General features: G+C 61.0%; 23 protein-coding genes and 1 pseudogene. 15 read left to right on the top strand and 9 right to left on the bottom strand.

What is annotated here, in order from left to right; genetic code table 11:
• The first annotated feature begins 265 nt into the window (after positions 1 to 265).
• Complete coding sequence (locus tag ACVWWJ_RS19315) at positions 266 to 2,344, top strand: hypothetical protein (protein WP_456969119.1); 2,079 nt, start codon at positions 266 to 268, stop codon at positions 2,342 to 2,344.
• Positions 2,345 to 2,353: 9 nt separating this feature from the next.
• On the opposite strand, the gene rfbD is transcribed toward ACVWWJ_RS19315, so the two are convergent.
• From rfbD to rfbB, 4 genes are read right to left on the bottom strand one after another with little or no spacing between them, the layout of a single operon-like run.
• Positions 2,354 to 3,259 (bottom strand): dTDP-4-dehydrorhamnose reductase, encoded by a 906-nt coding sequence (gene rfbD / locus ACVWWJ_RS19310; protein ID WP_456969118.1) that lies wholly within the window; start codon positions 3,257 to 3,259, stop codon positions 2,354 to 2,356.
• Positions 3,256 to 3,813, bottom strand: a complete 558-nt coding sequence (gene rfbC / locus ACVWWJ_RS19305; protein WP_456969117.1) for a dTDP-4-dehydrorhamnose 3,5-epimerase — start codon at positions 3,811 to 3,813, stop codon at positions 3,256 to 3,258. Before rfbC ends, rfbD begins: the two co-directional genes overlap by 4 nt.
• The gene (rfbA, locus tag ACVWWJ_RS19300; protein WP_456969116.1) at positions 3,810 to 4,697 is read right to left on the bottom strand and encodes a glucose-1-phosphate thymidylyltransferase RfbA; all 888 of its coding nucleotides are present in this window, start codon (positions 4,695 to 4,697) and stop codon (positions 3,810 to 3,812) included. Before rfbA ends, rfbC begins: the two co-directional genes overlap by 4 nt.
• Positions 4,694 to 5,737, bottom strand: coding sequence for a dTDP-glucose 4,6-dehydratase (gene rfbB / locus ACVWWJ_RS19295; protein ID WP_456969114.1), 1,044 nt, complete (start codon positions 5,735 to 5,737; stop codon positions 4,694 to 4,696). The genes rfbA and rfbB overlap by 4 nt, the downstream gene beginning before the upstream one ends.
• Before the next feature lie 199 nt (positions 5,738 to 5,936).
• Here rfbB and ACVWWJ_RS19290 point away from each other — a divergent pair, with 199 nt between their 5' ends.
• From ACVWWJ_RS19290 to ACVWWJ_RS19225, 14 genes are all read left to right on the top strand, one after another.
• Positions 5,937 to 7,109, top strand: a complete 1,173-nt coding sequence (locus tag ACVWWJ_RS19290; RefSeq protein ID WP_456969113.1) for a trans-sulfuration enzyme family protein — start codon at positions 5,937 to 5,939, stop codon at positions 7,107 to 7,109.
• Entirely contained in the window at positions 7,106 to 7,624 is a 519-nt protein-coding gene (locus tag ACVWWJ_RS19285; RefSeq protein ID WP_456969112.1) for a hypothetical protein, read from the top strand. Before ACVWWJ_RS19290 ends, ACVWWJ_RS19285 begins: the two co-directional genes overlap by 4 nt.
• The gene (locus tag ACVWWJ_RS19280) at positions 7,624 to 11,295 is read left to right on the top strand and encodes a glycosyltransferase (RefSeq protein ID WP_456969111.1); all 3,672 of its coding nucleotides are present in this window, start codon (positions 7,624 to 7,626) and stop codon (positions 11,293 to 11,295) included. Before ACVWWJ_RS19285 ends, ACVWWJ_RS19280 begins: the two co-directional genes overlap by 1 nt.
• Before the next feature lie 72 nt (positions 11,296 to 11,367).
• The gene (gene gmd, locus ACVWWJ_RS19275; protein WP_456969110.1) at positions 11,368 to 12,405 is read left to right on the top strand and encodes a GDP-mannose 4,6-dehydratase; all 1,038 of its coding nucleotides are present in this window, start codon (positions 11,368 to 11,370) and stop codon (positions 12,403 to 12,405) included.
• 1 nt (position 12,406) lies between these two features.
• Positions 12,407 to 13,285, top strand: coding sequence for an NAD-dependent epimerase/dehydratase family protein (locus tag ACVWWJ_RS19270; RefSeq protein ID WP_456969109.1), 879 nt, complete (start codon positions 12,407 to 12,409; stop codon positions 13,283 to 13,285).
• A gap of 62 nt (positions 13,286 to 13,347) precedes the next feature.
• Positions 13,348 to 14,148 carry an ABC transporter permease gene (locus tag ACVWWJ_RS19265; RefSeq protein WP_456969108.1) on the top strand — a complete coding sequence of 267 codons (801 nt, stop codon included), beginning with the start codon at positions 13,348 to 13,350 and terminating at the stop codon, positions 14,146 to 14,148.
• Between the two features lie 11 nt (positions 14,149 to 14,159).
• Complete coding sequence (locus ACVWWJ_RS19260) at positions 14,160 to 14,903, top strand: ABC transporter ATP-binding protein (RefSeq protein WP_456969107.1); 744 nt, start codon at positions 14,160 to 14,162, stop codon at positions 14,901 to 14,903.
• Between the two features lie 9 nt (positions 14,904 to 14,912).
• Positions 14,913 to 16,256 (top strand): FkbM family methyltransferase, encoded by a 1,344-nt coding sequence (locus tag ACVWWJ_RS19255; protein WP_456969106.1) that lies wholly within the window; start codon positions 14,913 to 14,915, stop codon positions 16,254 to 16,256.
• A 43-nt stretch (positions 16,257 to 16,299) separates the two neighbouring features.
• A complete protein-coding gene (locus ACVWWJ_RS19250) occupies positions 16,300 to 16,932 on the top strand; it encodes an acetyltransferase (protein WP_456969105.1) in 633 nt (210 codons plus the stop codon).
• Between the two features lie 10 nt (positions 16,933 to 16,942).
• Positions 16,943 to 18,049 (top strand): DegT/DnrJ/EryC1/StrS family aminotransferase, encoded by a 1,107-nt coding sequence (locus ACVWWJ_RS19245; RefSeq protein WP_456969103.1) that lies wholly within the window; start codon positions 16,943 to 16,945, stop codon positions 18,047 to 18,049.
• Positions 18,046 to 19,080, top strand: coding sequence for a glycosyltransferase family 4 protein (locus tag ACVWWJ_RS19240; protein ID WP_456969102.1), 1,035 nt, complete (start codon positions 18,046 to 18,048; stop codon positions 19,078 to 19,080). Before ACVWWJ_RS19245 ends, ACVWWJ_RS19240 begins: the two co-directional genes overlap by 4 nt.
• The gene (locus ACVWWJ_RS19235) at positions 19,077 to 20,114 is read left to right on the top strand and encodes a glycosyltransferase family 4 protein (RefSeq protein WP_456969101.1); all 1,038 of its coding nucleotides are present in this window, start codon (positions 19,077 to 19,079) and stop codon (positions 20,112 to 20,114) included. The genes ACVWWJ_RS19240 and ACVWWJ_RS19235 overlap by 4 nt, the downstream gene beginning before the upstream one ends.
• Positions 20,111 to 21,406 (top strand): glycosyltransferase family 4 protein, encoded by a 1,296-nt coding sequence (locus ACVWWJ_RS19230; protein ID WP_456969100.1) that lies wholly within the window; start codon positions 20,111 to 20,113, stop codon positions 21,404 to 21,406. The genes ACVWWJ_RS19235 and ACVWWJ_RS19230 overlap by 4 nt, the downstream gene beginning before the upstream one ends.
• Before the next feature lie 77 nt (positions 21,407 to 21,483).
• Positions 21,484 to 23,148 carry an ArnT family glycosyltransferase gene (locus ACVWWJ_RS19225; protein ID WP_456969099.1) on the top strand — a complete coding sequence of 555 codons (1,665 nt, stop codon included), beginning with the start codon at positions 21,484 to 21,486 and terminating at the stop codon, positions 23,146 to 23,148.
• Positions 23,149 to 23,206: 58 nt separating this feature from the next.
• Here the strand turns inward: ACVWWJ_RS19225 and ACVWWJ_RS19220 are convergent, their stop codons facing one another.
• From ACVWWJ_RS19220 to ACVWWJ_RS19200, 5 genes and pseudogenes are all read right to left on the bottom strand, one after another.
• On the bottom strand, positions 23,207 to 23,626 hold the full coding sequence (locus ACVWWJ_RS19220) for a GtrA family protein (protein WP_456969097.1): 420 nt from the start codon (positions 23,624 to 23,626) through the stop codon (positions 23,207 to 23,209).
• Positions 23,623 to 24,114, bottom strand: coding sequence for a sugar 3,4-ketoisomerase (locus ACVWWJ_RS19215; RefSeq protein WP_456969741.1), 492 nt, complete (start codon positions 24,112 to 24,114; stop codon positions 23,623 to 23,625). Before ACVWWJ_RS19215 ends, ACVWWJ_RS19220 begins: the two co-directional genes overlap by 4 nt.
• 9 nt (positions 24,115 to 24,123) lie before the next feature.
• Positions 24,124 to 24,570: pseudogene (locus ACVWWJ_RS19210) on the bottom strand (acyltransferase); the annotation flags it as partial.
• Between the two features lie 7 nt (positions 24,571 to 24,577).
• Entirely contained in the window at positions 24,578 to 25,528 is a 951-nt protein-coding gene (locus ACVWWJ_RS19205) for a glycosyltransferase family 2 protein (protein ID WP_456969096.1), read from the bottom strand.
• Complete coding sequence (locus ACVWWJ_RS19200) at positions 25,525 to 26,622, bottom strand: DegT/DnrJ/EryC1/StrS family aminotransferase (RefSeq protein ID WP_456969095.1); 1,098 nt, start codon at positions 26,620 to 26,622, stop codon at positions 25,525 to 25,527. Before ACVWWJ_RS19200 ends, ACVWWJ_RS19205 begins: the two co-directional genes overlap by 4 nt.
• Positions 26,623 to 26,767: the final 145 nt, after the last annotated feature.

Genomic DNA, 26,767 nt, shown 5'->3' with positions numbered 1-26,767 from the left:
TATTGTGTGGGGGCATGGTATTACGAACGGGCGTCACGCACACAGCGTAGAGAATCCGCGTGATAAGACGGCGATGTCGGGTCACGCCAAGGAATTTAGTCGAAAGTCGAGGTTAATCCGAATAGGGGTGTCTTACCCATATAATAGGAAAGATCTGGGCGGGGGAATTCACGTGAGACAGCGACGTGCGGCGAGCATCTGGCTAGCCTTTATCTTGATTCCAAGCCTTGTCGTGTGCCTGATCTGGCTTCCGTTTGGATTCCACTTGCATGGTCTCATCGAGGAATGGGACGTGCTCGGATTGTTCGCCGGAGTGCGCCTTTTCTTCGCGGCGACGCCGCATGGCATGTTGCCAGCGCATTCGCTTCGTCCATTCACAATACTTCCGCAGGCTGTTGGATACTTCCTGGATTCCGATTCTTTTCTATTCTGGCACCTTCAATTAATGCTGGCGCTCGTGGCCAAAGGTGCAGCAACGGCGTACCTTGTTTGGTTCGCGACGCGTCGGTTTGCGCTCGCACTGGTGGCGAGTGCGCTGGTCATCGTTTATCCAGCGGATACGATGCAGCTTGCCTTTCGTGCACTCCATATCAACGTTGCGCTATCACTGGCACTGTTGGCTACCTGCGTACTTCTGGCCTCTTACGACCTCACGTGCAGGCGCGCCTCACTTCTCGGTGGCGTGGCAGCCGGTGCCTTGTTCGCCATAGCCTGTGCCATGTATGAGGCGACACTTCCTCTCTTCGTGTTGCCGTGGCTAGTCCTGTTTGCACGTGACGGTTGGGTAGTGATCCGGCTGGCTCTCCGTCTTTGGCTTCCCGGGCTTGCCTGGTGCGGTGGTCTTGCGGTGTACCTGGGGTATGCCTGGTGGGCATCCACTCAGGCAGAGAGCTACCAGAGCGATATTTTTGGCGGAAGCAGCGTCTTCTTGACGTCGCTGCCCAATCTCTTTCGCATTGGCGCGATGCGCGGGCTGCTCAGTGGCTGGGTAGACGCTTATCGCATCTCGGCGCGCGAATACTCGGGGTATGTATATCTCGCGACCGCCTCCGTTGTCCTCTTAGTGGGGATTGTTCTGGCGGTGAAGCTGCGCGAACGTCGCACCAGATCCGCTCTTACGGATGCTCCCGGCGCAGGCCCTGTCCCTACCCTCAGGCAGCGCGCTTGGGGCATGGTGCGGTTCCTTCTCGCCGGCGTGGCGCTGACCCTTCTCGGATATTCGCCTTACCTGATGTCTCCGTCACATCAGATGATTAGTCAGCGAACCTTCCTTTTTGCCACCCCGGGCGCCGTTATGGTCTGGATGGGTGTCGTGGGCCTGATCGGTCTGGTTCGTCCGAAACTGTTGGCAACCGGTTTGGCCAGCCTCTTGTTGGCCCTAGGGCTTGGTGCACAGCTCTACCAGTTTCATCACTATGTGCGTATTTCGATGCAGCAGGACCGTTACTTGCGCGCCATCATCGATGCGCTGGGACCGATGCCAGTCGGCAAGACACTGGTCGTTCTCGACGGAACGAACTCCATGGGTCAGACGTGGATGTTTCAACGTGGGGCGAAACTCAACAGTGCGCTGACATACTTTTATGGGCATGGCATGGCCGCCGTCGAGATTTGTCGGACAGACACGTGGGAATGGGAACGTACCGATGATATCGGCAGGAAAGGTACCTGTGCGTTAGACGACACGAACATCTGGCTGCGTTGGCCCGAGGCGGTGGGTGGGCCGGGCGCGCCGCCCTACGCGCACCAAGTCGACCAGGTGGTGGCGAGAGATGACGCAGTTGTGATCTCCCTGGATGCCGATGGTCGCGCGCGACGGCTCTCCCCGAGGGAGCCAGGGGTCGCTCTGTTGTACCACCGTTATCTTGGCGTGCTCAACGACGTCGTCGAGCCATGGGGGAACAGCATGTTCCTCGATAGCGGGCATCGCGACAGCGCGGATAGTCCGTTCGGACGATATTGGAGTATGGAAGTGCCTGTGCGCGGCGTTGGCTGGCGTGAGCCGGAATGGAAGCTGGGGCCGTTCAAAAACACCGCCACCGCCTGGAAAACCAGCCAAGTTGCGGTCGTTTTTCTGGATGTCTGGCCTCGTGGGCAAGCGTACGAGGTCACCGGCAACGCCGTTTACGCGGCCCGACCCGATATAAGGGAGAAAATCGCCTTAAGCGTGAATGGTTTGCCGTTGAGCATGACGTGGCTTGATGCAACGCATTTCAGGGCGGACGTTCCTGCAAATGCGCTTCGCGGTGGGAGTAATGCCGTCGAGTTCAACGCACCCGTCGCAGCGGACTATTATGGTCTTTCCTTTGCCCTGAATGATCTGAGGATACGGCCGGTTCATTGATTGGCCCGACTATCCCTCTGACCGCGGGGAGAGTTCGTATTCAAGCTCGCCCCGCCAGTCCTGCGAGAGCACACCGAATTGATTGCGGACCTTCGCTGTATCCAGTACCGACCACGCGGGACGGTGGGCAGGCGTAGGGTATTCCGCTGTGGTGATCGCGCGGATGTATGGAGATCGATCGATCCGCTTCGTCGCAATGGCTTCCTCCATGATGGCGGACGCAAATCCTGCCCAACTGGTGCGACCCGCCGCTGTAACGTGGTAGATGCCTGATACCTCGCGTCGTCGATCCCGTGGCATCGACAGCCAACACTGAAGGATCGCCTCAGTGGAGGCCGCGACGTAGCGGGTCGTCGTCGGCGTACCTATCTGGTCGTCAACAACGCCGATTTCTTCACGGCGCTCGGCAAGATTAAGCATCGTCGTTAGGAAGTTCCGGCCGTCGCGGTCATAGAGCCACGACGTACGCAGCACGAGATGATCGCAACCACTCGAGCTGAGGCGATACTCGCCTTCGAGCTTGGTGACTCCGTAAATGCCAAGCGGTGCCGTTGCATCGGTTTCCACGTAGGGCACTTGGGCACGCCCGTCAAACACGTAATCGGTGGAGTAATGCACGACGGCTGCTCCACGGCGGGCGGCGTCGTCGCCGAGGATGCCCGGCACGTCGGCGTTGATGCGCATGGCGGTTGCCGCATCTTGCTCGGCGCGATCCACCTGTGTGTAAGCCGAGGCGTTCACGACGACATCGGCACGTACGGAGCCCAGGAGCGAGCGCACGGCATTGCCATTGGCCAGATCGCAGGGAAGGTCGCCGCCGGATCGGGACGATGTAACTACTTGACCCTGGCCCTGCAGCGTGTGCCGGAGCCGGCGGCCCAGTTGCCCGTCTGCACCGAGCAGAAGGATCTTCACGGGAGCAGGCGTGGCAGGCGGTTCGGGTGGATGTCGGCCATGAAATCTGCGCGCTCGTCCTTGGCCGAGAGTAACGGTTCACTCACCGGCCAGTCGATGGCGAGGTCGGCATCGTTCCAGCGAATGGATGCATCGGCCGCATGGTCGTAGGGCACGGTGCATTGATAGCTGATGGTTGCCCAATCGGACACCGTGCAGAAGCCGTGGGCATAGCCCTCGGGAATCCACAACTGCCGGCGATTCTGCGCCGTCAGACTTACTGCGATCCACTGGCGGAAAGTCGGTGAGTCGGGACGAATGTCGGCGGCGACGTCGAGCACTTCTCCCTCGAGTACGTTGATAAGCTTGCCCTGTGGGTTTGGCCACTGGTAATGCATGCCGCGCAGCACGCCGCGCCGTGACCGCGACACGTTGCTTTGAGCGAAGGTGAGATCAAGCCCCACACCAGCAAAGGTGTCGCGATTGAAACTTTCGAAGAACAGCCCGCGGTCGTCTTCGTGAACGACGGGGTCGAGAATCAGAACGCCGGGAAGGGAGGTAGAGGTAGCTTTCATTTAACGGGCTGCTGTTCCGCAAGCTGCATGAGATATTGCCCGTAGCCGACCTTGGACATGGGGCGCGCGAGTTCCAGGAGGTCCGCTGCGGTGATCCACCCGTTGATGAAGGCGATCTCTTCGGGGCAAGACACCTTGAGTCCCTGTCTGTTCTCGATTGTCTGGATATAGTTGCCTGCTTCAACCAGAGATTCGTGCGTCCCGGTGTCCAGCCATGCGTAGCCGCGGCCGAGCTGCTCCAAATGGAGCTTTTCGTCGGCGAGATAGCTGCGATTGAGGTCGGTGATCTCCAGTTCGCCGCGATGGGAGGGCGTGAGCGTCTTCGCCCGATCGGACGCCGACTCATCGTAGAAGTACATGCCTGTAATGGCGTAGTTCGATTTGGGCTTGGTCGGTTTTTCCTCGATGTCGAGCACCTTGCCCGCTCGATCTATCTGCGCCACGCCATAGCGTTCCGGGTCGCGTACCCAGTAGCCGAATACAGTGGCACCGTCCTGGCGCCCATCGGCACGGCGCATACGGTCCGTCAGTCCGTCGCCGTGAAAGATGTTGTCGCCCAGGACCAGGCAGCTTGGCGCCCCGCCGAGGAAGGCATCACCTATCAGGAAAGCTTGAGCGAGGCCATCGGGAGACGGCTGGACGGCATACTGTATGTCGATACCCCATTTGGAGCCGTCGCCCAACAGACGCTTGAACATGTCCTGCTCGTGCGGCGTATTGATCACCAGGATTTCGCGGATACCCGCCAGCATGAGCGTGGCCAGCGGGTAGTAGATCATTGGCTTGTCGTAAACCGGCAGCAACTGCTTGCTGATTGCCTGTGTGATCGGGTAAAGCCGGGTGCCGGACCCGCCGGCCAGGATGATGCCCTTGCGCTGTGTCATTGTCCGAGGCGCTCCATCCGATAGCTTCCGTCGAGAATGCCCGCCACCCAGTACTGGTTGGCGAGGTACCAGTCCACCGTGGCTGCCATGCCGGACGTGAAGTCATGGCGGGGCTTCCAGCCAAGTTCACTGCTTAGCTTTGAAGCATCGATGGCGTATCTGCGGTCGTGGCCCGGGCGGTCACGGACGAATTGGATCTGGGACTCATAAGGTGTCGCGCGCGGCCGGCGCTCGTCGAGAAGGCGGCAGATGGTGCGCACCACATCGATGTTGGTCTGCTCGGCATCGCCGCCGACGTTATACGTCTCGCCGACACGTCCGCCTGCAAGAACCGCTTCGATAGCTTCGCAATGATCTTCCACGAAAAGCCAGTCGCGGACATTCAGGCCGTCGCCATAGACCGGCAAAGGCTCGCCAGCCAGTGCCTTCTGGATCACCAGCGGAATCAGCTTCTCGGGGAACTGGTACGGACCGTAGTTGTTCGAACAATTGGTCGTGAGCGTCGGCAGCCCGTAGGTGTGCTGGAATGCCCGTACCAGATGGTCGGAGGCGGCTTTGGATGCGGAGTAGGGGGAATTGGGGGCATACGCGGTGGTCTCGGTGAACTTGCCACTGTCCCCAAGAGATCCATAGACCTCATCGGTGGAGACGTGCAGGAACCGAAAATCGACCGCCTGGTCCGCAGGCAAGCGGCGCCAGTGATCGCGCGCGCATTCGAGAAGCGCCAGGGTTCCGACCACGTTTGTTTCGACAAACGCCGCGGGACCGTCGATCGAGCGGTCGACGTGCGACTCGGCAGCGAAGTTAACGATCGCCCGGGGTCGATGCTCTTCAAGCAGGCGCGAGACGAGGTTGCGATCGCCGATGTCGCCATGGACGAAGTGGTGTTCAGGGCGCTCCTCAATCGAGGCGAGAGTCGACCGGTTGCCCGCATAGGTCAACTGGTCCAGGTTGACGACCCGACGCCCGGCGCGGACGGCGCGTAGGACGAAGTTTCCACCGATGAATCCGGCTCCGCCGGTAATGAGGATGGCTGACATGCATACTCGACGTATCTCGGCGGGCGCGCCGGGCCCGCATTATGGCCCATCAGTGGCTCTCGCTAGCAGTTCTTCACAATGCCTCATTGAGGTGAACGGCGCTTCAGAAAGCATAGGAAGACGCTTCGCAAGAACGTTAAACTGGGCTACTTTGTCGCGCCCGTGGCGCGTCGTTGCGACCAGGAATCCAGGTATCCAAATGAAAGTAAAGAAGAAATTGCCTCAGATGGGCCTGGGCACCCGAGCGATCCACGCCGGCCAGCACCCCGATCCGTCGACGGGCGCGATCATGACGCCGATCTACGCGACCTCGACCTATGTCCAGTCCAGCCCCGGCAAGCATCAGGGTTATGAGTACTCGCGTACCCAGAACCCGACCCGCATGGCGTACGAGCGCTGCGTGGCCGACCTCGAGGGCGGCGTTGCCGGTTTCGCCTTTGGCTCCGGCCTGGGCGGCGCCTCGACGGTGCTGGACTTGCTCGATTCGGGCGATCACGTCATTGCCATGGATGACCTCTACGGTGGTACCTACCGGTTGTTCGAGCGCGTTCGCCGCCGCTCCGCCGGGCTGGACTTCACCTTCATCGACCTCAACGACACGGCGGCCCTTAAGGCCGCGCTGAAGCCAAACACGAAGATGATCTGGGCGGAAACGCCGACCAATCCCATGCTGAAATTGGTCGACCTGGCCAAGCTCTCCGCCTTCGCGAAGAAGCACGGCCTGATCCTCGTCGTCGACAATACTTTCTGCTCCCCCATGCTCCAGCGCCCGATCGAATACGGCGCGGACCTGGTACTGCACTCGGCCACCAAGTACCTCAATGGCCACTCCGACATGGTCGGCGGCATCGTTGTCGCTGCCACTGACGAGATGGCCGAGCGAATGGGCTTCCTGCAGAACTCAGTGGGTGCGGTCGCCGGCCCGTTCGATTCCTTCCTGGCCATGCGAGGCCTGAAGACCCTGCACCTGCGCATGCAGGCGCACTGCGCATCCGCGCTGGATATCGCTCGCTGGCTCGAGAAGCACCCGGCCATCGAGAAAGTCATTTATCCAGGCCTGAAGTCGCACCCGCAGCACGCGCTTGCGCGTCGGCAGATGGACGGTTTTGGCGGAATCATTTCGGCCGAGGTTAAGGGCGGCATTCGCGCTGCCCGCAAGATGCTCGAGCGCTGCGAGCTCTTCGCGCTGGCCGAGTCGCTGGGTGGCGTCGAGAGCCTTATCGAGCATCCGGGAATCATGACGCACGCTTCGATTCCGCCTGCCACGCGCAAGCGGCTGGGGATCAGCGATGGGCTGATTCGCCTGTCGGTGGGTGTGGAGGATGTGGAAGATCTGCGCGCCGAACTCGCCCGCGCCCTCGTGGCTCGATGACCGGGCCGGTCGACAACGAAGCGACGGTGGCCGAGCTTCGTGCCGCCGTTGCGCGCGCAACCACTGAACGAAACAAGTTCGCCGCCACCCTTGCCGAGGCCCGTCGCGATGCGGCTCGTGCCATTGCATCAGGGCAAGCTGTTCGCGCTGAACTTGAGGGGGTATATGCGAGCTTGTCGTGGAGAATTACCGCGCCCCTGCGTGAATGCCGTCGTGTGGTGAGCCGTTTGCTGTCGTCGCCCAGGCGCGTGGTTCGCGGCCCACTGGTCCGTGTCATACGTTTTGCCCTGGGGCGTCCCGCAGTGAAGCGTCCCATCATGCGCTTGTTGTCTCGCTTTCCGGGCTTGCTGCTGCGCCTTCAACGCTTCGCGGTACGCGCGGGCCAGGCGCCGCACATGGGTGCTTTCGCCGACAGGCAGCGTAACGTCTCGCACCTCGCGAACGGTTCGCTGTCGCCCAAGAGTGCGCGAGTACTGGATGAGCTGATGACTGCTATCAAGGAACGTCAATCGTAATGCGCATCGTGCTGGACATGCAGGGCGCCCAGACCGAGAGCCGCCATCGCGGCATCGGGCGCTATTCCACGGCTCTGGCCCAGGCCATCGTGCGCCAGGCTGGACCCCACGAGGTGTGGGTGGTTGCCAACCAGTCACTGGGTGCGACTGCGGATGCCATCGACGCGGATTTCGGTGAGCTCGTTCCAGCCCATCGTCTGCGCCGTTTCGAAATCCTGGGCCCCCTATCCTGGCGCGACCCCTCCACCCCCTGGCGCAGAGAAGCCAGTGAATACATGCGTGAGGCGTACCTGCGCGACCTGCGCCCCGATATGGTTCATGTGTCGAGTCTTTTCGAAGGCTCCGCAGATAATGCTGTCACGTCCATCGCGCGCCTACGCGACGGTGCACCGACGGCGGTGACCCTATACGACCTCATCCCCTTGCTGAATCCTGAGTACCTCAACGCGACCTGGGCGCGCGAGTGGTACATGTCGAAGGTCGAATCGCTCAAGCGCGCCTCACTCTTGCTGGCGATCTCCGAGCATGCGCGGCAGGAAGGCATCGACGTTGCCGGCCTCACGCCTGGCAACGTGGTAAATATTTCCTCTGCAGCGTCCGGCGCCTTCAGGCGCGTCGCTCTGGGCACGGACGAAAGGGCACGTTTCGCCGTGCGCTTCGACCTCTCCAAACCGTTCGTCATGTACAGCGGCGCGATGGACTCCCGCAAGAATGTCGAGGGGCTGATCGCGGCATTCGGACAACTTTCGCCTGACCTGCTTGCAGGGCATCTCCTGCTCATCGCCGGCAAGGTGCCTGCAGTCGAGCAGGAGCGCCTCATGCGCATCGCCAGAAAGCACGGAATTTCAGCAAACCTGCGATTTACTGGCTACATCGACGACGTCGACCTCGTTGCCCTGTACAGCCAGGCGAAACTCTATGTATTCCCGTCGCTTCACGAGGGCTTCGGCTTGCCCGCCCTCGAAGCGATGTGTTGCGGCGTGGCGACGATCGGTTCGTCCACGACCAGTATTCCCGAGGTGATCGGCCGCAGCGATGCACTGTTCGATCCCACCTCTGCGGCGTCCATCGCCGAGCGGATCACGCAGGTCCTTACGGATGAAGCGTTCGCCGATTCGTTGCGTGCCCACGCCGCCGTGCAATCCGCGAAGTTCTCCTGGGACGCCAGTGCGCGCAAGGCTATCGAAGCCTTCGAGGCAAGGCATGATCGACAACGCTCTGCCGGCCGCACATGGTCCACGGTGATGGCTGACATCGAGACGGGCCACCGTTCACTGGTACAAGCCGTCGCTTCGATCCACCAGCCAGGCTCGCCCCCGATGCGCACCGAGTTAGTGGAGGCGGCGGCGGGTATCTCCGTGAATCGAGACGATGCGATCGACGCCATGCGCGTGGCCCAGGGCCCCGTGGATGCACTTTCCTGGCGCGTCGAGGGCCCCTTCGACAGCAGCTACAGCCTGGCGCTCGTCAATCGCGAACTTGCCCTGGCACTCTCCGCCCTCGGTGACGACGTGGCCCTGCATTCGACCGAAGGCCCGGGCGACTTCCCCGCTTCGGAGGCATTCCTCGCCACGCGTCCGGATGTGTCCCGGCTCCATGATCGGGAGCGGTCCTTGCCGCACGGCGAGGCGGATGTCGCCAGCCGCCTGCTCTATCCACCGCGTGTTGAAGACATGCGGGCACGCTTCAATCTCCTGCACGCATATGCATGGGAAGAATCGGGTTTTCCGTGGGAGTGGGCGGACGCGTTCAACGACCATCTACAAGGTATCTCGGCACTGTCCCGGCACGTCGAGAAGATTCTTATCGACGCGGGCGTTCGCGTACCGCTGTCAGTGAGCGACGCGGGTGTCGATCACTGGGATCGCATCCAGGCTGCCGAGGCCCCGGCGCTTCCGCCATCCGGATTCCGGTTCCTGCACGTCTCTTCGTGCTTCCCGCGCAAGGGCGCGGACGTGATGCTTCGCGCCTACGGCGATGCGTTCACCGCGAACGACGACGTGTGCCTGGTGATCAAGACATTCGTCAATCCGCACAACGAGATCCACCGCTGGCTCGCGGAGGCGAAGGGCAGTCGGCGTGATTTTCCGCGGGTCCACATCATCGAGGATGACCTCGACGAAGTGCGTCTGAAAGCCTTGTACGAGGCCTGCGACGTGCTGGTCGCCCCGAGTCGCGCCGAGGGCTTCGGGCTACCGATGGCCGAAGCGATGATTTCCGGCCTTGGCGTCATCACGACCGCCTGGGGCGGGCAGCTGGATTTTTGCAATCCCGACACCGCCTGGTTGGTGGATTACCGCTTCGAGGAAGCGACCACCCATTTCGGCGTATTCCATTCCGTGTGGGCAGAGCCTGATCAAGCTGAACTGGGCTCGCTCATGCGCCACGTGCATGACCTTAGCCCGGTCGAGCGCGCCCGGAAGGTCGAGGCGGCTCGCGCGCTACTGCGCTCGGATTTCACCTGGGCATCCGTGGCGCGGCGGGTTGATGGTTTTGCACGCGGTCTGATGGCCGGTTCCCGTAACCGACCGCCGCGCGTCGGTTGGGTTACGACATGGAACAAGCGTTGCGGCATCGCGAGCTATTCCGACCATCTGGTCCGGAATGTCCCGGGTGAAGTGGTCGTGTTCGCCGCCCACACCGCCCAGCAGACTGCCGCTGACGGGCCGGAGGTGGTGCGTTCCTGGCAGTCGGAACTGCCGGACACACTTGAGCTGTTGCGTGACGCAATCGACGCCGAGGGCATCGACACCGTCGTCGTGCAGTTCCAGTACGGCTTTTTCGAATTCGGTCCGCTCGCGGACTTCCTCCTTAGCCAGCATGACGCGGGCAGGGCAGTCGTGGTGATGATGCACGCGACGCAGGATCCACCTCACGTGCCAGACCGCAAGCTCTCCATGCTCGCCGATGCGCTGGCCGTATGCGACCGCGTGCTGGTCCACGGCGTCGCCGACCTCAATCGGCTGAAGGATCTGGGCCTCGTCGATAACGTGGCGATCTTTCCGCACGGCATCGTCGACACCCCGGAGGCGGCCGCGACCCGTCCATCCTCTCCCGCGTCGCGTTTCGTCATCGCTTCTTACGGCTTCTTCCTTCCCCATAAGGGTCTACCCGAGCTCGTTGAGGCCATGGCTTTGCTGGTTGCGGACGGCGTGGATGTCGAGCTACGCATGATCAACGCTGAGTACCACGTAGGCGAATCGCGGGACATGATCGCGCGGACCCGCGCCATCGTCGCCGAGCGTGGGCTGGCGGGGCGCGTCACCATGGTTACCGACTACCTCGACGATGCTGACTCGCTTGCGCGGCTCGGTGAGGCCGACCTGATCGTGTTCCCGTACCAGGGGACGGGCGAGTCCTCAAGCGCCGCGGTCCGCTACGGCCTGGCGGCAGGGCGGCCGGTGGCGGTTACGCCGATTTCCATCTTCGACGATGTTGGGGGGGCGGTGCACCGCCTGCCCGGCGTTTCGCCGCGGGAGCTCGCCAGCGGTATCGCTGCCCTGGTCGCTGACGCCCGGAAGGGCGGCGAGGCGCGCCGGAGCGTCGAGCAGACCGCCGCCCGCTGGCGCTCTGCGCACCGGTATTCCTATCTCGGGAGGCGCCTTTACAATACCCTTGTAAATCTCTCCGCACGACGGAAGGCTGCGGAACCGGCGCCCGGCGCCCCCTGAACCGACCCATCGTACGTACACAGCCGACGCGGGCCCGTCGGCGCCAGGACAACAGAGCAGGAATCGTTTGACATGAAGAAGAAGGCAATCGTCACCGGAATCAGCGGCCAGGATGGCGCGTATCTCGCAGAGCTGCTGCTCGAGAAGGGGTACGAGGTCTACGGCACGTTCCGCCGGACCAGCTCAGTCAATTTCTGGCGCATCGAGGATCTGGGCATCCAGAACCACCCCGATCTTCACCTTGTCGAGCACGACCTCACGGACCAGGGCTCGACGATCAACCTTGTCGACCGCGTGCGTCCGGACGAAATCTACAATCTGGCGGCCCAGAGCTTCGTCGGCGTCAGCTTCGATCAGCCGGCCACGACGGCCATGATCACCGGCGTCGGCGCACTGCACGTGCTGGAAGCCATTCGCATCATCGACAAGAAGATCCGCTTCTACCAGGCATCCACGTCGGAGATGTTCGGCAAGGTGCAGGCTATTCCCCAGACCGAATCGACTCCGTTCTGGCCGCGGAGCCCTTACGGCGTCGCCAAGTTGTACGCGCACTGGATCACGGTGAACTACCGTGAGAGCTACGGCATGTTCGCGTCCAGTGGTATCCTATTCAATCACGAGAGTCCACTGCGCGGTCGCGAATTCGTCACTCGCAAAATCACCGACGCCGTAGCCAAGATCAAGCTCGGCAAGCTCGATTGCCTCGAACTCGGCAACCTGGATGCCAAGCGTGACTGGGGCTTCGCCAAGGAGTACGTCGAGGGCATGTGGCGCATGCTTCAGGTCGAAGAATCCGACACCTACGTGCTCGCCACCAACCGCACAGAAACCGTACGTGACTTCGTCAGCATGGCGTTCAAGGCGATCGGTGTCGAACTGGAGTTCTCGGGCAAGGACGAAAGCGAGATCGCCAAGGACAAGGCCACGGGCAAGACCGTTCTCCGTGTGAACCCGAAGTTCCATCGCCCGGCCGAGGTCGATCTGCTGATCGGCAGCGCCGCGAAGGCGAAGGAAAAACTCGGCTGGGCGCCGAAAACGACGCTCGAAGAGCTGTGCGCGATGATGGTCAAGGCCGACCTCGCTCGTAACGAGCGCGACGCGTCGTTCTGAGATGACGAGTCCGGTCGTATTGCTGACGGGAGCCCAGGGGTTCACCGGCAGGTACATGAAGGCGGCCCTCGAGGCCGCCGGCTATCGCGTGCATGGATGGGGAACCGACGCGTCGTCGGTTACCGAAGCGATCGACATTACCGATCGAGCCGCCGTTGCCGAGTCGATTGCTCGTCTGGAGCCTGACTACGTCGTTCATCTTGCCGCCATTTCCTTTGTAGCCCATGGCGATGCCGCGGCTATCTACAACGTCAACGTCGTAGGTACGCGAAACCTGCTCGACGCGCTGTCGCGTTTGGAAAAGAAGCCACAGAGGGTTCTCCTGGCGAGCAGCGCCAACGTCTATGGGGACCGGGAAGGTGCGATACGTGAGGATGCACCGTTCCACCCGCAGAATGACTATGCGGTGAGCAAGGTCGCGATGGAGCACATGGCTTCGCTGTGGGCTACCCGCCTGCCCATCGTCATGGTGCGCCCATTCAACTACACCGGGGTCGGCCAGGATGACAATTTCCTGCTTCCCAAGATCGTCGCCCACTTCAAACGGGGCGAGGCGGTGATCGAGTTGGGCAACATCGATGTCTGGCGTGATTTCAATGATGTCCGTGCCGTGGTCGATATTTACGTTGGGCTGTTGAACAAGGCAGCACCCGGCCAGGTGTACAACGTCTGTTCCGGGCGGGAAACATCGGTGCGCCAGATCATCGGTCTTATGACGGATATCGCTGGCCGCGACATCGAGGTCAGGGTAAACCCGGCCTTCGTCCGGGCTAACGAGATCTGTCATCTGCACGGCGACCGCAGCCGGCTGGACGCGCTCGTCGGGCCTCCTCCCCGATACGACATCGGCAGCACCCTGCGCTGGATGTACGAAAGCTAAGAGCCGGCCGGAACAGTTCCGCTTCGCCTAGCCCCACCTGCACGATTTCGGTAGAAAACGATATGCCTCTCCGCTCATCCATGATCGCCATACGCGACGTCACCGCTGCCATGCGGCGTGGCTCGCTCATCCGCATGCTTGGCTGGCAGGATGTCCGGCAGCGTTATCGACGTTCGGCCTTGGGGCCGTTCTGGCTGACGATAAGCATGGGCGTGATGATCGGCACGATCGGTATCGTGTTCGGGCAGATTTTCAAGACACCGATGCACGAGTTCCTGCCATTCCTGGCTGCGGGCATGATTCTTTGGGCGTTCTTTTCTTCCGTGGTGATGGAAGGTTGCACCGGGTTCATCTCGGCAGAGAGCATCATCAAGCAGCTGCCCATTCCGTTGTTCGTCCATATCCTCCGGATGATCTGGCGCAACATCCTCATCCTGTTGCACAACATCGTCATCCTGCCGTTGGTCTTCCTGGCCGTAGGCCGTGGCATCGGCTGGGAGGCGTTACTTTGCATTCCCGGTTTTGTCCTTGCCGCGATCAACCTTACCTGGGTGGCACTCCTGCTCGCCGTGCTGTGCGCGCGTTATCGCGACCTCCCGCAGATCGTTGGCAGCGCACTGCAAGTGGTTTTTTACCTGACGCCGATCATGTGGATGCCTGGACACCTGCCTCAGCGCGCCGGCATGTACCTGCTCGATCTCAACCCTGTCTATCACGTGCTCTCTGTCGTGCGTTCGCCCCTCCTGGGCGATATGCCCACCGCGCTCGACTGGTATGTCTCCGGAGGCCTGGCTGTCGCCGGTTGGGTCTTCGCCATTCTTCTCTACGGTCGCTACAAGCGCCGCATTGCCTATTGGCTCTGAGGTAAAAGGCAATGGCTTCCATCGAATTCAATAACGTCTCGGTCGATTTCCCGATCTACAACGCCAGCGGTCGCTCCCTTAAGAAGCGGCTGATGAGCGTGGCCACCGGCGGCCAGCTGGGCCAGGATCCGCAAGGGCGAGTTATCGTACGGGCTCTCGAGGGTCTGACCTTCAGCTTCAGCGATGGCGACCGTGTGGGCCTTCTCGGCCACAACGGTGCTGGAAAGAGCACGCTCCTGCGCCTGCTCAGTGGCGTGTACGAGCCATCCAGTGGCACGGCTCGCGTCGACGGTGTCCTGGGTTCGCTGCTCGATATTTCGCTCGGCATCGATCATGAAGCTACGGGGCGCGAGAACATCTTCATCCGCGGTGCGCTTCTAGGCATGAGCCGCGAGCAGGTGGCGAGCCAGCTCGAGGAGATTATCGAGTTCTCCGAGCTGGGCGATTTCGTCGACATGCCTGTGCGCACGTATTCGACTGGCATGCACATGCGCCTCGCCTTCGCGGTATCTACGGTGGTCCGTCCTGAAATCCTCCTCATGGACGAATGGCTCTCCGTGGGCGACGAGAGTTTCAAGCACAAAGCCGAGGCGCGCATGAGCGACGTTGTTCAGTCGACTCATATCCTCGTCATTGCGAGTCACTCGCGAGAATTGATCCTGCATACCTGCAATCGCGTGGTGTGGCTTGAACACGGCAAAATCCGCATGGATGGCGATCCCGCCGAGGTCTGTCAGGCCTATTTTGGATTCTGAGGAAAGAAAATGGAAAATCTTCATCGAACGGACAGTGATCTGGGAATGGCATTTCGCCAGGTGGGGCGTCGAGGTAATGGCGCCGTCGACGTCGCCATCGCCGACCCCTCATCCACGGAAGCTCCGGTTGCGGTCGAGCCGCTCGCAGCCCCTCTTCGGACGTGGAAGGGAGGCGTCAAGTCGGTTTTGCGCCGGGTCGCGCGGGGCGTATGGCGCATGGCAAGACCGTTTGCGCGCGGCCCAATCCATCGTGTTCGCGGATTCCTGGTTCAGCCGCTGCTCGACGAGGTTAATGCGGTGCGGGCGGCGCTTCGCGACGACGTCATCAACACGCAGACCTGGGCTCATCAGGAGCAATTGAAGCAGACCGTTTCCGTACTTCAGGAGATCGTTGCGTCGAGAGATAAACTAGTCCGCGACCTCGCCCTTGCAGCTGAACGCGTTGCGTCATTGCAGTCGGAATTGAGTGGGCACGAAAAAGCGCGAGCTAGCAGGGAAGATGCACGGTTCGACAGGACGCATGCTCGACTTGAAAGGGAATATGCGCGGCTCGACAGGATTGAGGCGTACGCCCTGAAGGGCGCCTCACGCATTGCTGTGCCGACAGGCGACAATGCCGTACTGGTTCGCACAGCAGTGGGGTACGTCAATTGCGACGGCCGCGATGTCGCCCTTTTGGCCGAGCTGCTCGAGGCCGGTGAGCTAGAATCGGGTACGCGCTTGCTCATCGAAAGTATCGTGCAGCCGGGCATGACGTTCGTCGACGTTGGCGCTAACATCGGCATGCACACCGTCGCTGCGGGACGCGCCTTGCGGGGGCACGGCCGGGTCGTGGCCTTCGAACCCTTTCCGCGTACCATGTCGTTGTTGCGTGAGACGATCTGGATGAACGGCCTGGACGCCATATGCGAACTCCACGGTGCCGCCGTTTCGTCCAAAGCAGGCGAAACGACACTGTTCCTCGGCAGGACCAGCGGGCACCACTCTCTGTTCCCGTTGCCCGGCGAAACGGGCGAAGTTACTGTTCAGCTCGTCACGCTTGATGACGTCATCGGGCATAACGAGCGTGTCGACGTAATCAAGATAGATGCCGAAGGTGCCGAGCTAGATGTCATCCACGGTGCAGGCAAGCTGCTTTCCGCAAACCCGAACGTTTCCTTGATCGTTGAGTTTGGCCCGGCACACCTTGCGCGCACGGGTGATTCCGTCGAGCGTTGGTTGGCTCAATTCACGGTCCTGGGATTTGATTACCAAGTGATCGACCCGCGTACTGGCGTCCTTAGCACGCGAACACCGGCCGAACTGGCCTTGGAAGTATCAGTAAATCTATACATGCGTCGTCGTCAGGCTTGACGTTATGTGTGGGTTATTGGGGTGGGATAACTCATGAGTTCCTATGACTGATGGAATCGTAGTAGTCGGGGCTGGCGGCCACGCGAAAGTTTGCATCGAGCTGCTTCGCGCGATGGGCGAGAGCGTGGCTTGGTGCGTAGGCGGGGACGACTCAGCGAGCTCTTGCCTGGGTGTGCCCGTATTGCAGGGCGACCACCACCTGGCGCTCCTGCGCGAGAGTGGGTTCAGCCGCGCATTCGTGGCACTCGGCTCCAACCGGCTGCGCCAGCGGCTGTCTGCGACCGTCCAGGGGCTGGGCTACGTGCTGGTGAATGCCGTCAGCCCGCTCGCGTGCATCTCGCCCAGCGCGGCCATTGGCAAGGGTGTCGCGATCATGGCCGGTGTTGTCATCAACGCAGAGGCGACGATTGCCGACGCCGTTATTGTGAACACCGGTACGACCGTCGATCACGATTGCGTGATCGCCGCCGGTGTACACCTTGCACCTCAATGCGCTTTGGCAGGCAACGTCTCGGTGGGAGAGTGTGCCTTCCTCGGCATTGGGACGAAGGTCGTTCCTGAACGCGTCATCGGCGCCGGAGTCACTCTTGGCGCGGGAAGCGTCGTAATTTCAGATATCGAACCGGGCGTGACCGCCGTTGGCGTGCCGGCCCGGATCATCAAGCGACATATTTGACGAGGCACGTATGAATCGGATTTCTGTGGCGCAGCCAAAGCTTAACGGTCGGGAGCGTGAATACGTGCTCGATTGCCTTGACACGAACTGGATCTCGTCGAACGGCAAGTACATCGGCGCGTTCGAAGAAAGCTTTGCGGCCTTCTGCGGGGTCAAGCACGCCATTGCCGCCAATAACGGTACCACGGCCTTGCACCTCGCCCTTGTTGCCCTCGACCTTCAGCCAGGTGACGAAGTGATCGTCCCGACGGTGACGTATATCGCCACCGCGAATGCCGTTCGTTACTGCGGCGCAACTCCGGTGCTCGTCGATGTCTGCGAAGGTACGATGAACATCGACCCGACGAAGCTCGAGGCCGTCATCACGCCGAAGACTCGCGGCATCATCCCTGTGCACCTGTACGGCCATCCGGCAGAGATGGGCCCGGTCAACGCGATCGCGAAGAAGCACGGACTCTGGGTAGTTGAAGACGCGGCTGAAGCACATGGTGCGCGCTACCAGGGTAAGCGGGTCGGTGGTCTCGGCACATGCGCGACATTCAGTTTCTTCGGTAACAAGATCGTGACCACCGGCGAAGGCGGCATGATCACCACCGACGACGATGAGCTCGCGGCCAAGCTGCGTCTCTACCGCGGCCAGGGCATGGATCCGAAGCGCCGTTACTGGTTTCCGGTGATCGGCTACAACTATCGCATGACCAATATCCAGGCGGCGATCGGTCTGGCCCAGATGGAAACCGTGGAAGTTGCTATCGCGGACCGCGCGCGCCTCGCGGGTTGGTACAACGAGGCGCTAGCCCCACTTGCCGAGAGTCTCGTACTGCCTGATGAGGCGCCGTGGGCCGACCAGGTCTTCTGGATGTACAACATCTTCGTGCGAGAGGGCGACGAGAATCGACGCGATGCGATCATGCGCTCGCTCGATGAGGCAGGTATCGAAACGCGTCCGGTCTTCTATCCGATGCATGTGTTGCCGCCCTACAAAGAAGACACGTCGTACCCGGTTGCTGACAGCTGGGCACAGCGCGGTATCAATCTGCCCACTCACCAGGACCTTTCCAGGGACGACGTGCTTCGCGTCGCGGCAGGCTTAAAGGCAGCATTGGCGGTCGGATGAAAATCGCGCTCTGCTCGTCATTCGTACCATTCATCGATGGCGGTTATCGCAACATCGTGGATTGGCTCGCCGCTACGCTGACAACGGCGGGCCACGAGGTCGAGCGTGTGTGGTTACCGGAAGTCGATAGCCCGGAGAAACTCGTACCGCAAATGGCGGCCTACCGGTGGGTCGACCTGCGGGCGGCCGATCGGGTGATTTGTTTCCGGCCGCAGTCTCATCTGATCCAACACCCCCACAAAATCGTCTGGTTCATTCATCACCTGCGCGTTTTCTACGACATGTGGGACAGCGCCTATCGGGGTTTCCCTGACGACATCGAACATCGAGCGTTGCGTGACGTGCTGCACGCCACGGACACCCACGCATTGAATGAAGCCAAAGCAATTTTCGCCAATTCGAAGGTCGTGGCTGAGCGCCTGCACCGGTTCAATGGCGTCAGGGCGGAAGTGCTGTATCCGCCGATGTTCCAGCCGGAGCGTTTCAGGAGTGGCCAGCCCGGCGACACCGTGGTATCCGTCTGCCGCATCGAGAGCCACAAGCGCCAGCATTTGCTCCTTGATGCAATGAAGTTGTCGAAAACAAACGTCAAGCTTGCCTTATATGGCGCTACCAGCGACCCAGGGTACGTGGACGACCTGCGCAGAGTGGTTGCCAATCACGGTCTTGGAGACAGGGTGACTATCGAGAACCGATGGATCAGCGAAGATGAGAAGATCGATGCGCTCGAGAACGCTCTGGCCGTTGCCTACGTTCCTTTCGACGAGGATTCGTACGGTTACCCGGTGATCGAGGGAGCGCATGCGTCGCGTCCAGCTATCACCACTCGCGACTCTGGTGGGGTGCTTGAATTCATTCGCGACGGTGTCGAGGGCGCAGTTGTCGAGCCGAGGGCGAGCGAAATCGCTGCTGTCTTCGATGCGCTTTTTGAAGATCGCGAAACGGCGGCCCGTCAGGGAAGGGCGGCAAATGCCCGTATCAGTGAGCTGGGCATTTCCTGGGCACACATATTGGAGCGACTTCTTGCATGAAGATCCTCGTCGTCAACAATATGGCTCCCTTCGTATGGGGCGGTGCAGAAGAACTCGCCGTGCATCTGGCACGCAACCTTGTCATCGCGGGGCACCAGTCAGAAATACTGCGTATACCTTTTCAATGGGAGCCTGCCGCTGGCATTACCACCCAGATGCTGATGGCAAGAGCTTTCGAGTTGCACAACGTCGATCGCGTCATAGCCCTGAAGTTCCCGGCCTATCTCGTTCGTCATCCTCATAAGACGTTATGGCTGTTGCACCAGTATCGACAGGCTTACGACTTGTACGACGCGGGCCAGACAAATATTTCGGCCGACGCCGAGGGCGACGCGTTGCGTGATCTCATTCGCGGCGCGGATCGGGAGACGTTTAGCGAGGCGCGTGGGATATTCACCAACTCCGAAGTGACGCGAAAACGGCTCGCGGATTACAACGGATTCGATGCGACCGTGTTGCTTCCGCCGATTAATGATCCAGATGCGTTCGAAGGCGCCACACTTGGCGACTATATCTTCGCGGGCGGCCGTATCAACGACCTCAAACGTCAGCACCTCCTGATTGAGGCGCTCGTGCATGCGTCCGCGAACGTCCGACTCCTCGTTGCGGGTCCTGCTGACACGACTGCAGCGGCGACGAAGTTGTATCAGCTCGCTGAACGCCACGGCGTAGCCGATCGCCTGACGCTCGATATTCGTTTCCTCCCTCGCGAGACCTACGCGGGCTACGTGCGAGGCGCGCGCGCCGTAGCGTACCTGCCGTTCGACGAAGATTCCCTGGGCTACGTTGCAATGGAAGCGGCGACCGCAGGAAAGGCGATCATATCTACAACGGATAGCGGTGGGATCCTGGGGCTGGCGAAGCATCGTGAAACGGGCTGGGTAAGCGAACCGACCGCGAAGGGGCTGGCCGAGGCCATGAGCACAGCCACCGCCGATGCTGCCACTGCAGCACGTTACGGCGGGGCAGCTCGCGATCTTTGGCGGAGCTTTGACGTCACGTGGCCGAGCACCGTAGAGGCTCTCCTTCGATGAAGATCGTACTTATCACGCCTGCGCTCAGCGCGTCTGCCATTGGTCGCATGGCTGCCATGGTGTCGCGCTCGCTGAATGCTTCCGGGCATCTCGTCACCGTGGTTCGCGCCGAGGCCGAACAGTTCCATTCCAAGTCGACCCACGATTTTGGCGTGCCGCTCGTTTCCTGGACGGAAAGATCCGCGGTCGAGGAAGCTCTTTCGGGGGCGGATCTCGTTGTTCACCAGATTGGTAACAATTATGAGTTTCACGTCGGGAATCTCGAGTGGCTCGATTACGCTGCGTGTGTCGTCAGCCTGCATGACTTCTACCTCGGGCACCTGTTTTTCCACTGGGCGCAGACGCGCCCTGAGGATGCGCGGGCAATCCTTGTTCATTGGTACGGTGCCGAGGCTGGCGAAGCCTTCTTCAACCATGCGAGGTCTGCCCGGTTCCTCGAACTGACATCCGATGCCATGCCGATGACCGAGTGGATCTGCTCGCGTGCGACGGCCGTGATCACTCATAGCAGCTGGGGCGTCGGGCGTGTTCTGAATGCATGTGCCGGACCCGTCTGGACGATACCGCTCGCTTACGACATCTGCCCCGGCGAGCACCCAGGCGGTCACCACGTATCCAAAGCTGTCGATGAGGTCGCTCTGTTGACCGTCGGCCACGTCAATGCAAACAAACGCATTGACAGCGTACTGCGCGCCATTGGGTCCAGTGAGATGCTGCGCTCGCGTATCACCTATCGCGTCGTGGGCCTGGTGGAACCGCAGGTGCTGCTTTCCCTCACCTCACTGGCACGAACCCTGGATGTGCGGCTCGTCGTGGTGGGCGAAGTCGAGGACGACGTGTTGTCTGATGCCTTCGCGGATGCTGACATAGTGAGCTGCCTGCGTTGGCCAAGCCTTGAGTCAGCGTCGGCGTCGGCGGTGGAAGCCATGCTGCACGGAAAGGCTATCCTCGTCACCGACACCGCGTTCTACAGCGAACTGCCCGATGACTGCGTCATCAAGATCGATCCTCAAGACGAGGAAGAACAGATCCGCGCGGCGTTGGAGCGACTATGTGAAGAGCCTGGGGCTGGTCGCGATATGGGGGATCGTGCCCGGAACTGGGCGAGCGGCATGTTCTCTGCGGAGAACTATGCTCGACGACTGGTGGATATGGCCATACCGCTTAGCCGGATGAAATGGTTGCGGCGCGGCGTTGAGCCTTTCGCTGGTTACCTGACCGGCTGGGGCGGGGCAGCATCGTTACTGGATTCGCCGCTTTTGACGAAACCATTGGGTATCATTACAGGATAAATTGCCCGCATCGCGAAGATCCTCGCGTCCGGGTTGAGTGATTGTCGCCATATCGGCAATCGAGATAAGGGGAAGAAATGCTGAATATCGAAGAACCGTCTCGCCGCCGGATGGTGTCACTGGCTTGGCTGGCATCTTTAATTTTCAGCGCCGCGCTTATGCTTCGCAACGGCGGAGTGGTGCCGTTCGTTTTTGCCGACGAACAGTTCTACAGCATGTATACGCGCCTTGTTCCGATGGCATCCGCGATGCTTCCGGACTACGTCTATTTCTTTGTCTTCAAGGCGAGTCTCGTCTGCGGCGAAGGTTTCCTCGATTGCGTAAGAGGGATGAACGTTGCCTTCTTCATCGGGTCGGCGCCATTCATTTACCTCTCCGCGCGGCGCGTCGCGACCCCATTTGCATCGGTGTGGGTCACGTTTCTCGCCCTCGCAGGCCCATTGAACAGCTATACCGTCTACTTCATGCCGGAGGCCATGTACTTCTTCGCGTTCTGGGTGGCATCTTGGTTTGCGCTTGGCTTCCGGAATTCGTCCAGCGCCTGGCGATGGGCCCTGCTGGGGTGCGGCGTGGGTTTGATGGCCATGATCAAGCCGCATGCCCTGTTCTTGCTTCCGCCCTTGTGCGTGTTCGCCGCATATGTTCATTTTCGCTGGAACCGCCTGCAAGCGGTGCGCGCCGGAGTCGCGGTCGCGATATTGACCGTGGCGACCATCGGTACGAAGTTTGCGATTGGTTATCTGCTAGTCGGCAAGGTTGGGGTGACCTTGTTTGGTAACTTTTACTCGGGTGTCGCCAACAATACGGCCAACGGCCTCCAGCACTATGTCGCCATGGGCGCGTATGCCGGAGTTAGCTTGGGTGGGCACGTCCTATCCATTGTGTTGGCTCTCGGACTCGCTGTCGCGGCGACGGCTGGGCTAGCAGCCCAGGGGCTGTTCCAGCCCGACGAGCGAACCGACAGGAATCGCACGGCAGTTTATTCGGTGCTCGTCCTTGGCTGCCTGTTGTGCGTGGTGGCGCTGTTCACCGGCTCCCTGGCCATTACAGATCCTAACGAAGTTATTCGTCTCCACCAGCGATATTACGATTTTGCATTGCCGCTGCTAATGATCGTTGGCGCGGGCCTCACGAGCCAAAATGCGTCCGTCCGTTCGCCAGTATGGCGAGGCGTCCTGGCGGCAAGTCTAGTCGCTGCACTAGCCTGGATATTCGCCCATCGCTTCAACGGATTTCGTCCAGGGGTACTCGATGGGCCATGGTTTGACGGCTTGGTCGCGAACCGAAGGTTGTTCCGTCTTGTCGCCTGCCTCATGGTCCTCAGCGCCGCGGCGTGGCCTTTCGCGCCACGAGTGGCGTCCCGGGCCTTCCTCTATCTGGCATTGCCGCTCTCCGTGCTCGGATCGGGCTTGATGGTCAATCGGGAACTGGCGCAGCATCGCGACAGGACCGTCTACGAAAAGGCAGGTCAATTTGCCCGTCAATATGTTCCGAGGGCAGAGTTGGACCAGATTGTGGTGGTCTGCGGCGACCCTGCCGAGGGTTTCCGTGTTCTGTTTAACATCGATAGCGCCGGTGCCGTCTTTCAAGTGCAGCCCGGTAGCGAGTCGTACGCATGGAAATCGCTTCCGGCAGGCAAGACCTGGGTCTTGTCGATCACGGGGGGGGCGGTTCCGGACGATGCTCTCGTCAAGGTGCAGATGTCCGGTTTCACCTTGGCGAAGGCGCCCGTCGTGCCATGACCCATTAGGTCAAGCACAATCGAAGCAGGGTCTTCGGCCCATTGGCGGAAGCCGATGTTCAGCCGCGGTTTCCATCTCCCGGCGGGGAACGTCGCTGGGCCCATGCCAGTACCAGCTTGCTCATGACGTAAGTCGCCGGGATCATCACGACGGTGACAATAAGCGGCGCGTATGCCTTCGGAAGTCTGAAATACTCTACCAACGCACTAAGCAGCATGGCTCCCGCCACATATTGCACGACATATACCGACGGATAGGCCATTGCCGCGCGCCATGACAGTGGTGCGCCAAAGACGAATCGCGCATTGAAAACGTACGAGAAGGCGATGCCGAGCACGTAGGTGACTAGGTATGCGGCCTGGTAAGGTAAGGCGAGCGCCAGCAGCAAGTACAAGCCCCAGGTGAGGGCAGTGTTCAGCCCGCCTCCAATCAGGAACACGATCCAGCGGCGGCCGCGCTCGCCGAGGCGAGCGATCATGCGCCGGAGGTCGCGGCGCCAGCGAGCTTCATGAATTCGCCATAATCGCGTATGTAATCGTTCGCATCGTAAGCGTCCGATGCGAATACGAGCAGGACCGCGTCGGGTGAGTACTTGTACTGGATGCCCCAAGTCATCGGCGGCAGGTATATACCCAGATCAGGCGAGTCCAGGCGCACCTCACGACGGTTTCGTCCATCGTCCGCCACCACCGAGCAACCGCCCTTCACGCAGATGAGAAACTGGTGGCAGGCATGATGCGCATGGGCGCCACGGGTCTTCTCGCTTGGCACCCCAAAAACGAGAAAGTAACGATGCGGGAGGAAAGGGATGTCCTTAGGGAATTCTCCCGCCGACAGGTCGCCGCGCATGTCTCTGACCATCCGGAAGCGATGAACGGTGACGCCTTGTACGTCGGTTGTCTGAACGGACGGGCCATGGCTGGCAGTGACGCTCGACGCGGTTGCCTGGAAATCATTCGATCCCACTGAGTCGACGTAGCCGGTAATGCGGGCCGGTGAGCCAACGACGATGGCGAATGGGGGCACTGACTTCGTCACCACCGCTCCTGCGCCGACCATGGCGCCTGCACCGATCGTGATCCCGGGAAGGATGGTTGCATTTCCGCCAATGGAGGCGCCGCGACATACGCGAGTCTGGAGGAAGGCGCCCGGGTGCACGCGCGACCGGGGGAAGCGATCGTTCGTAAAAGTAACGTTCGGGCCGATGAAGACATCGTCCTCGATGCGTAGCCCGTCCCAGAGCTGCACACCGCATTTCACCGTCACCCGGTCGCCGACCACAACATCGTTCTCGATGAAGCAGTGCGAGCAGATGTTCCCTTCCTTGCCGATGCTCGCGCCCTCGAGAACCACCACGAACTGCCACAGACGCGTTCCGGCGCCGATCGTCTTGCTTTGCACATCGGCGGTAGGGTGGATCATGGCGTGGTCAGTCATGGGGAGTTCCTGGGACGTGGTGCAGTCGATTAGCGACGATAGCCAGCGGACGACGCTTGCTGTTCTCGTAGCCTCGCCACGCGTACGTGCCAACGAGGCCGAGACCGAACAGGTTCAACGTGCCGAAGAAGAGCACGGAAAGCATGGTCGGAACGTAGCCAGGTACCTGGATGAAGCCGACGAACCGCGCGATGAGGATGACCACGGAGGCCAGCGCCGACAAGACGGCACCGGCGGCACCAAGGCGGATGAGTAGGCGGATCGGAAAGTCAGTGAACGCGAAAATGCTGTCCATCATGTAGTCGAGCTTGCGCCTGAACGTCCACGCTGACTTGCCTTCAATGCGCAACTGGCGTTCGTAGCCGACCATCGTTCGCCGGAAGCCGAGCCAGAAGATCAGTGCGACGAGGGAAGATCTCGACTCTTCAAGTTGCAGCAACTGGTCGCGGAACTGGCGATTGCAGCCGAAGACATCCACGCCGCCCTCAGGCATATCGCGCACGATGAGGCGACGATAAATACTCCAGAAGGCGGAGGACGCCAGGCGAGACAGGGTCGGATCGTTCTTCCGGCCAACACGCGTGCCCAGTGCGACATCGCACTCATCCGCTTCCAGCGCTCGGAAGAACTCGACCACCAGCTCGGGCGGTTCCTGGAGATCCGCGGCCATGACCCCGAAATAATGCCCGGTAGCCTCTGCCAGCCCAGTGCGTATCGCTGGGAACGAGCCGAAATTGCGCGAGTGGGCGATCAACGTGACCGAAAAATCGAGGGCGCGGATATGCTCGCGCAAGAGTTCAAAGGATCGGTCGGGGCTTCCGTCCACGACCAATACGGCTTCAAAGTTGCCACCCATCGCCCGATTCATGTCGTCGAGCGCCGCGACGAGTCGGGGAATGCTCTCTTCGTTCCGATAAACCGGGACGACAACCGAGTACTTCACGGGCGCCAGCCATTTACTGCGGCGATGACACGATCGACGGCCTCATTAGTCATCTCGGGGTAGCAAGGCAGCGTGAGGATGGAGGTGGCGAGGGCTTCGGTATTGGGAAGCGATACCGAGGCGTACGCGCCGCGCGCAACCGGTTGGCGATGGTCCGGAATGGGGTAGTGCACATCCGACTGAACGCCCTGGGCGAGGAGATGTTCCCGCAGGCTGTCACGCTTCGCACTGCGCACCACAAACAGGTGGGCCACGTACGCGTCGCCGCGAAGCGGGGGAAGGGCGACGTCGGTATGGGAAATGCCAGCGACGTAACGCTCGGCAATCGCGCGGCGGCGACTATTCATGGCGTCCAGTTCGGGAAGGAAGGCGAGCAGGATCGCCGCCTGGATCTCGTCGAGGCGACTGTTGCGCGCGCCGCCGAGTTCGACGGTGTACTTCGACGTCCAGCCGTACTGACGTAGCCTGCGCAGCGTCTGCGCCACGTTGTCGTCCGACGTCACGACAGCACCGCCGTCGCCCAGCGCGCCGAGGTTCTTGGTGGGATAGAAGCTGAAGCTGGACGCATCGCCAAATGTACCGACCCGGACACCATCGACGATCGCTCCGTGGGACTGTGCGCAATCTTCGACCAGAAAAACGCCACGCGAGCGGCAGAATGCGGCGATGGCGGCGATTTCAGCGACGGCGAGGCCAAACAGATGGGTGACGATGACGCCCTTAACGCCTGCGTCAACGCCGCGGGCCACACCCTCGAAAGTGACGGTCTGGTCATCGGGGTGAACATCGACGAAGACGGGCTCGACACCGAGGGTCTGGGCTGCGGTCAGGCTGTACATGCCCGCATTGGCGGCCATGGCGACGCGGTCGCCGCTCTTCGCGCCGAGGGCGCGTAGAGCGATTTCGATCGCCTCCGTTCCGTTGGCCACGCCAATGCAGTGGTCGGCGGCGAGATAGTCGGCGAAGGCCTTCTCGAAGCGACGCACCTCAGGTCCGAGAACTACCCATCCGCTATCGACCACGCGGTCCATGGCTGCCCTAATGGCAGGGCGGAAACCGGCGATGCGGGCGGAAAGGTCGTTGATTGCTTGCATGATTGTCCCTGAGCACGCGTCCTCGTGCGATCACAAATTCTAGCCGCTGCGGGCTAGGGCGTCACGTCACGAACGGGCGAGTAACGGAGGCGATATCTTGCCTCGGGCGGGCAAGAAGGGCAGCATTGAGAGGTTAAGCTGGCTT

Source organism: Luteibacter sp. HA06 (assembly GCF_054061215.1).
Note: the sequence above shows the minus strand (reverse complement) of the source record. Positions and strands in the feature narration are given on the sequence as shown.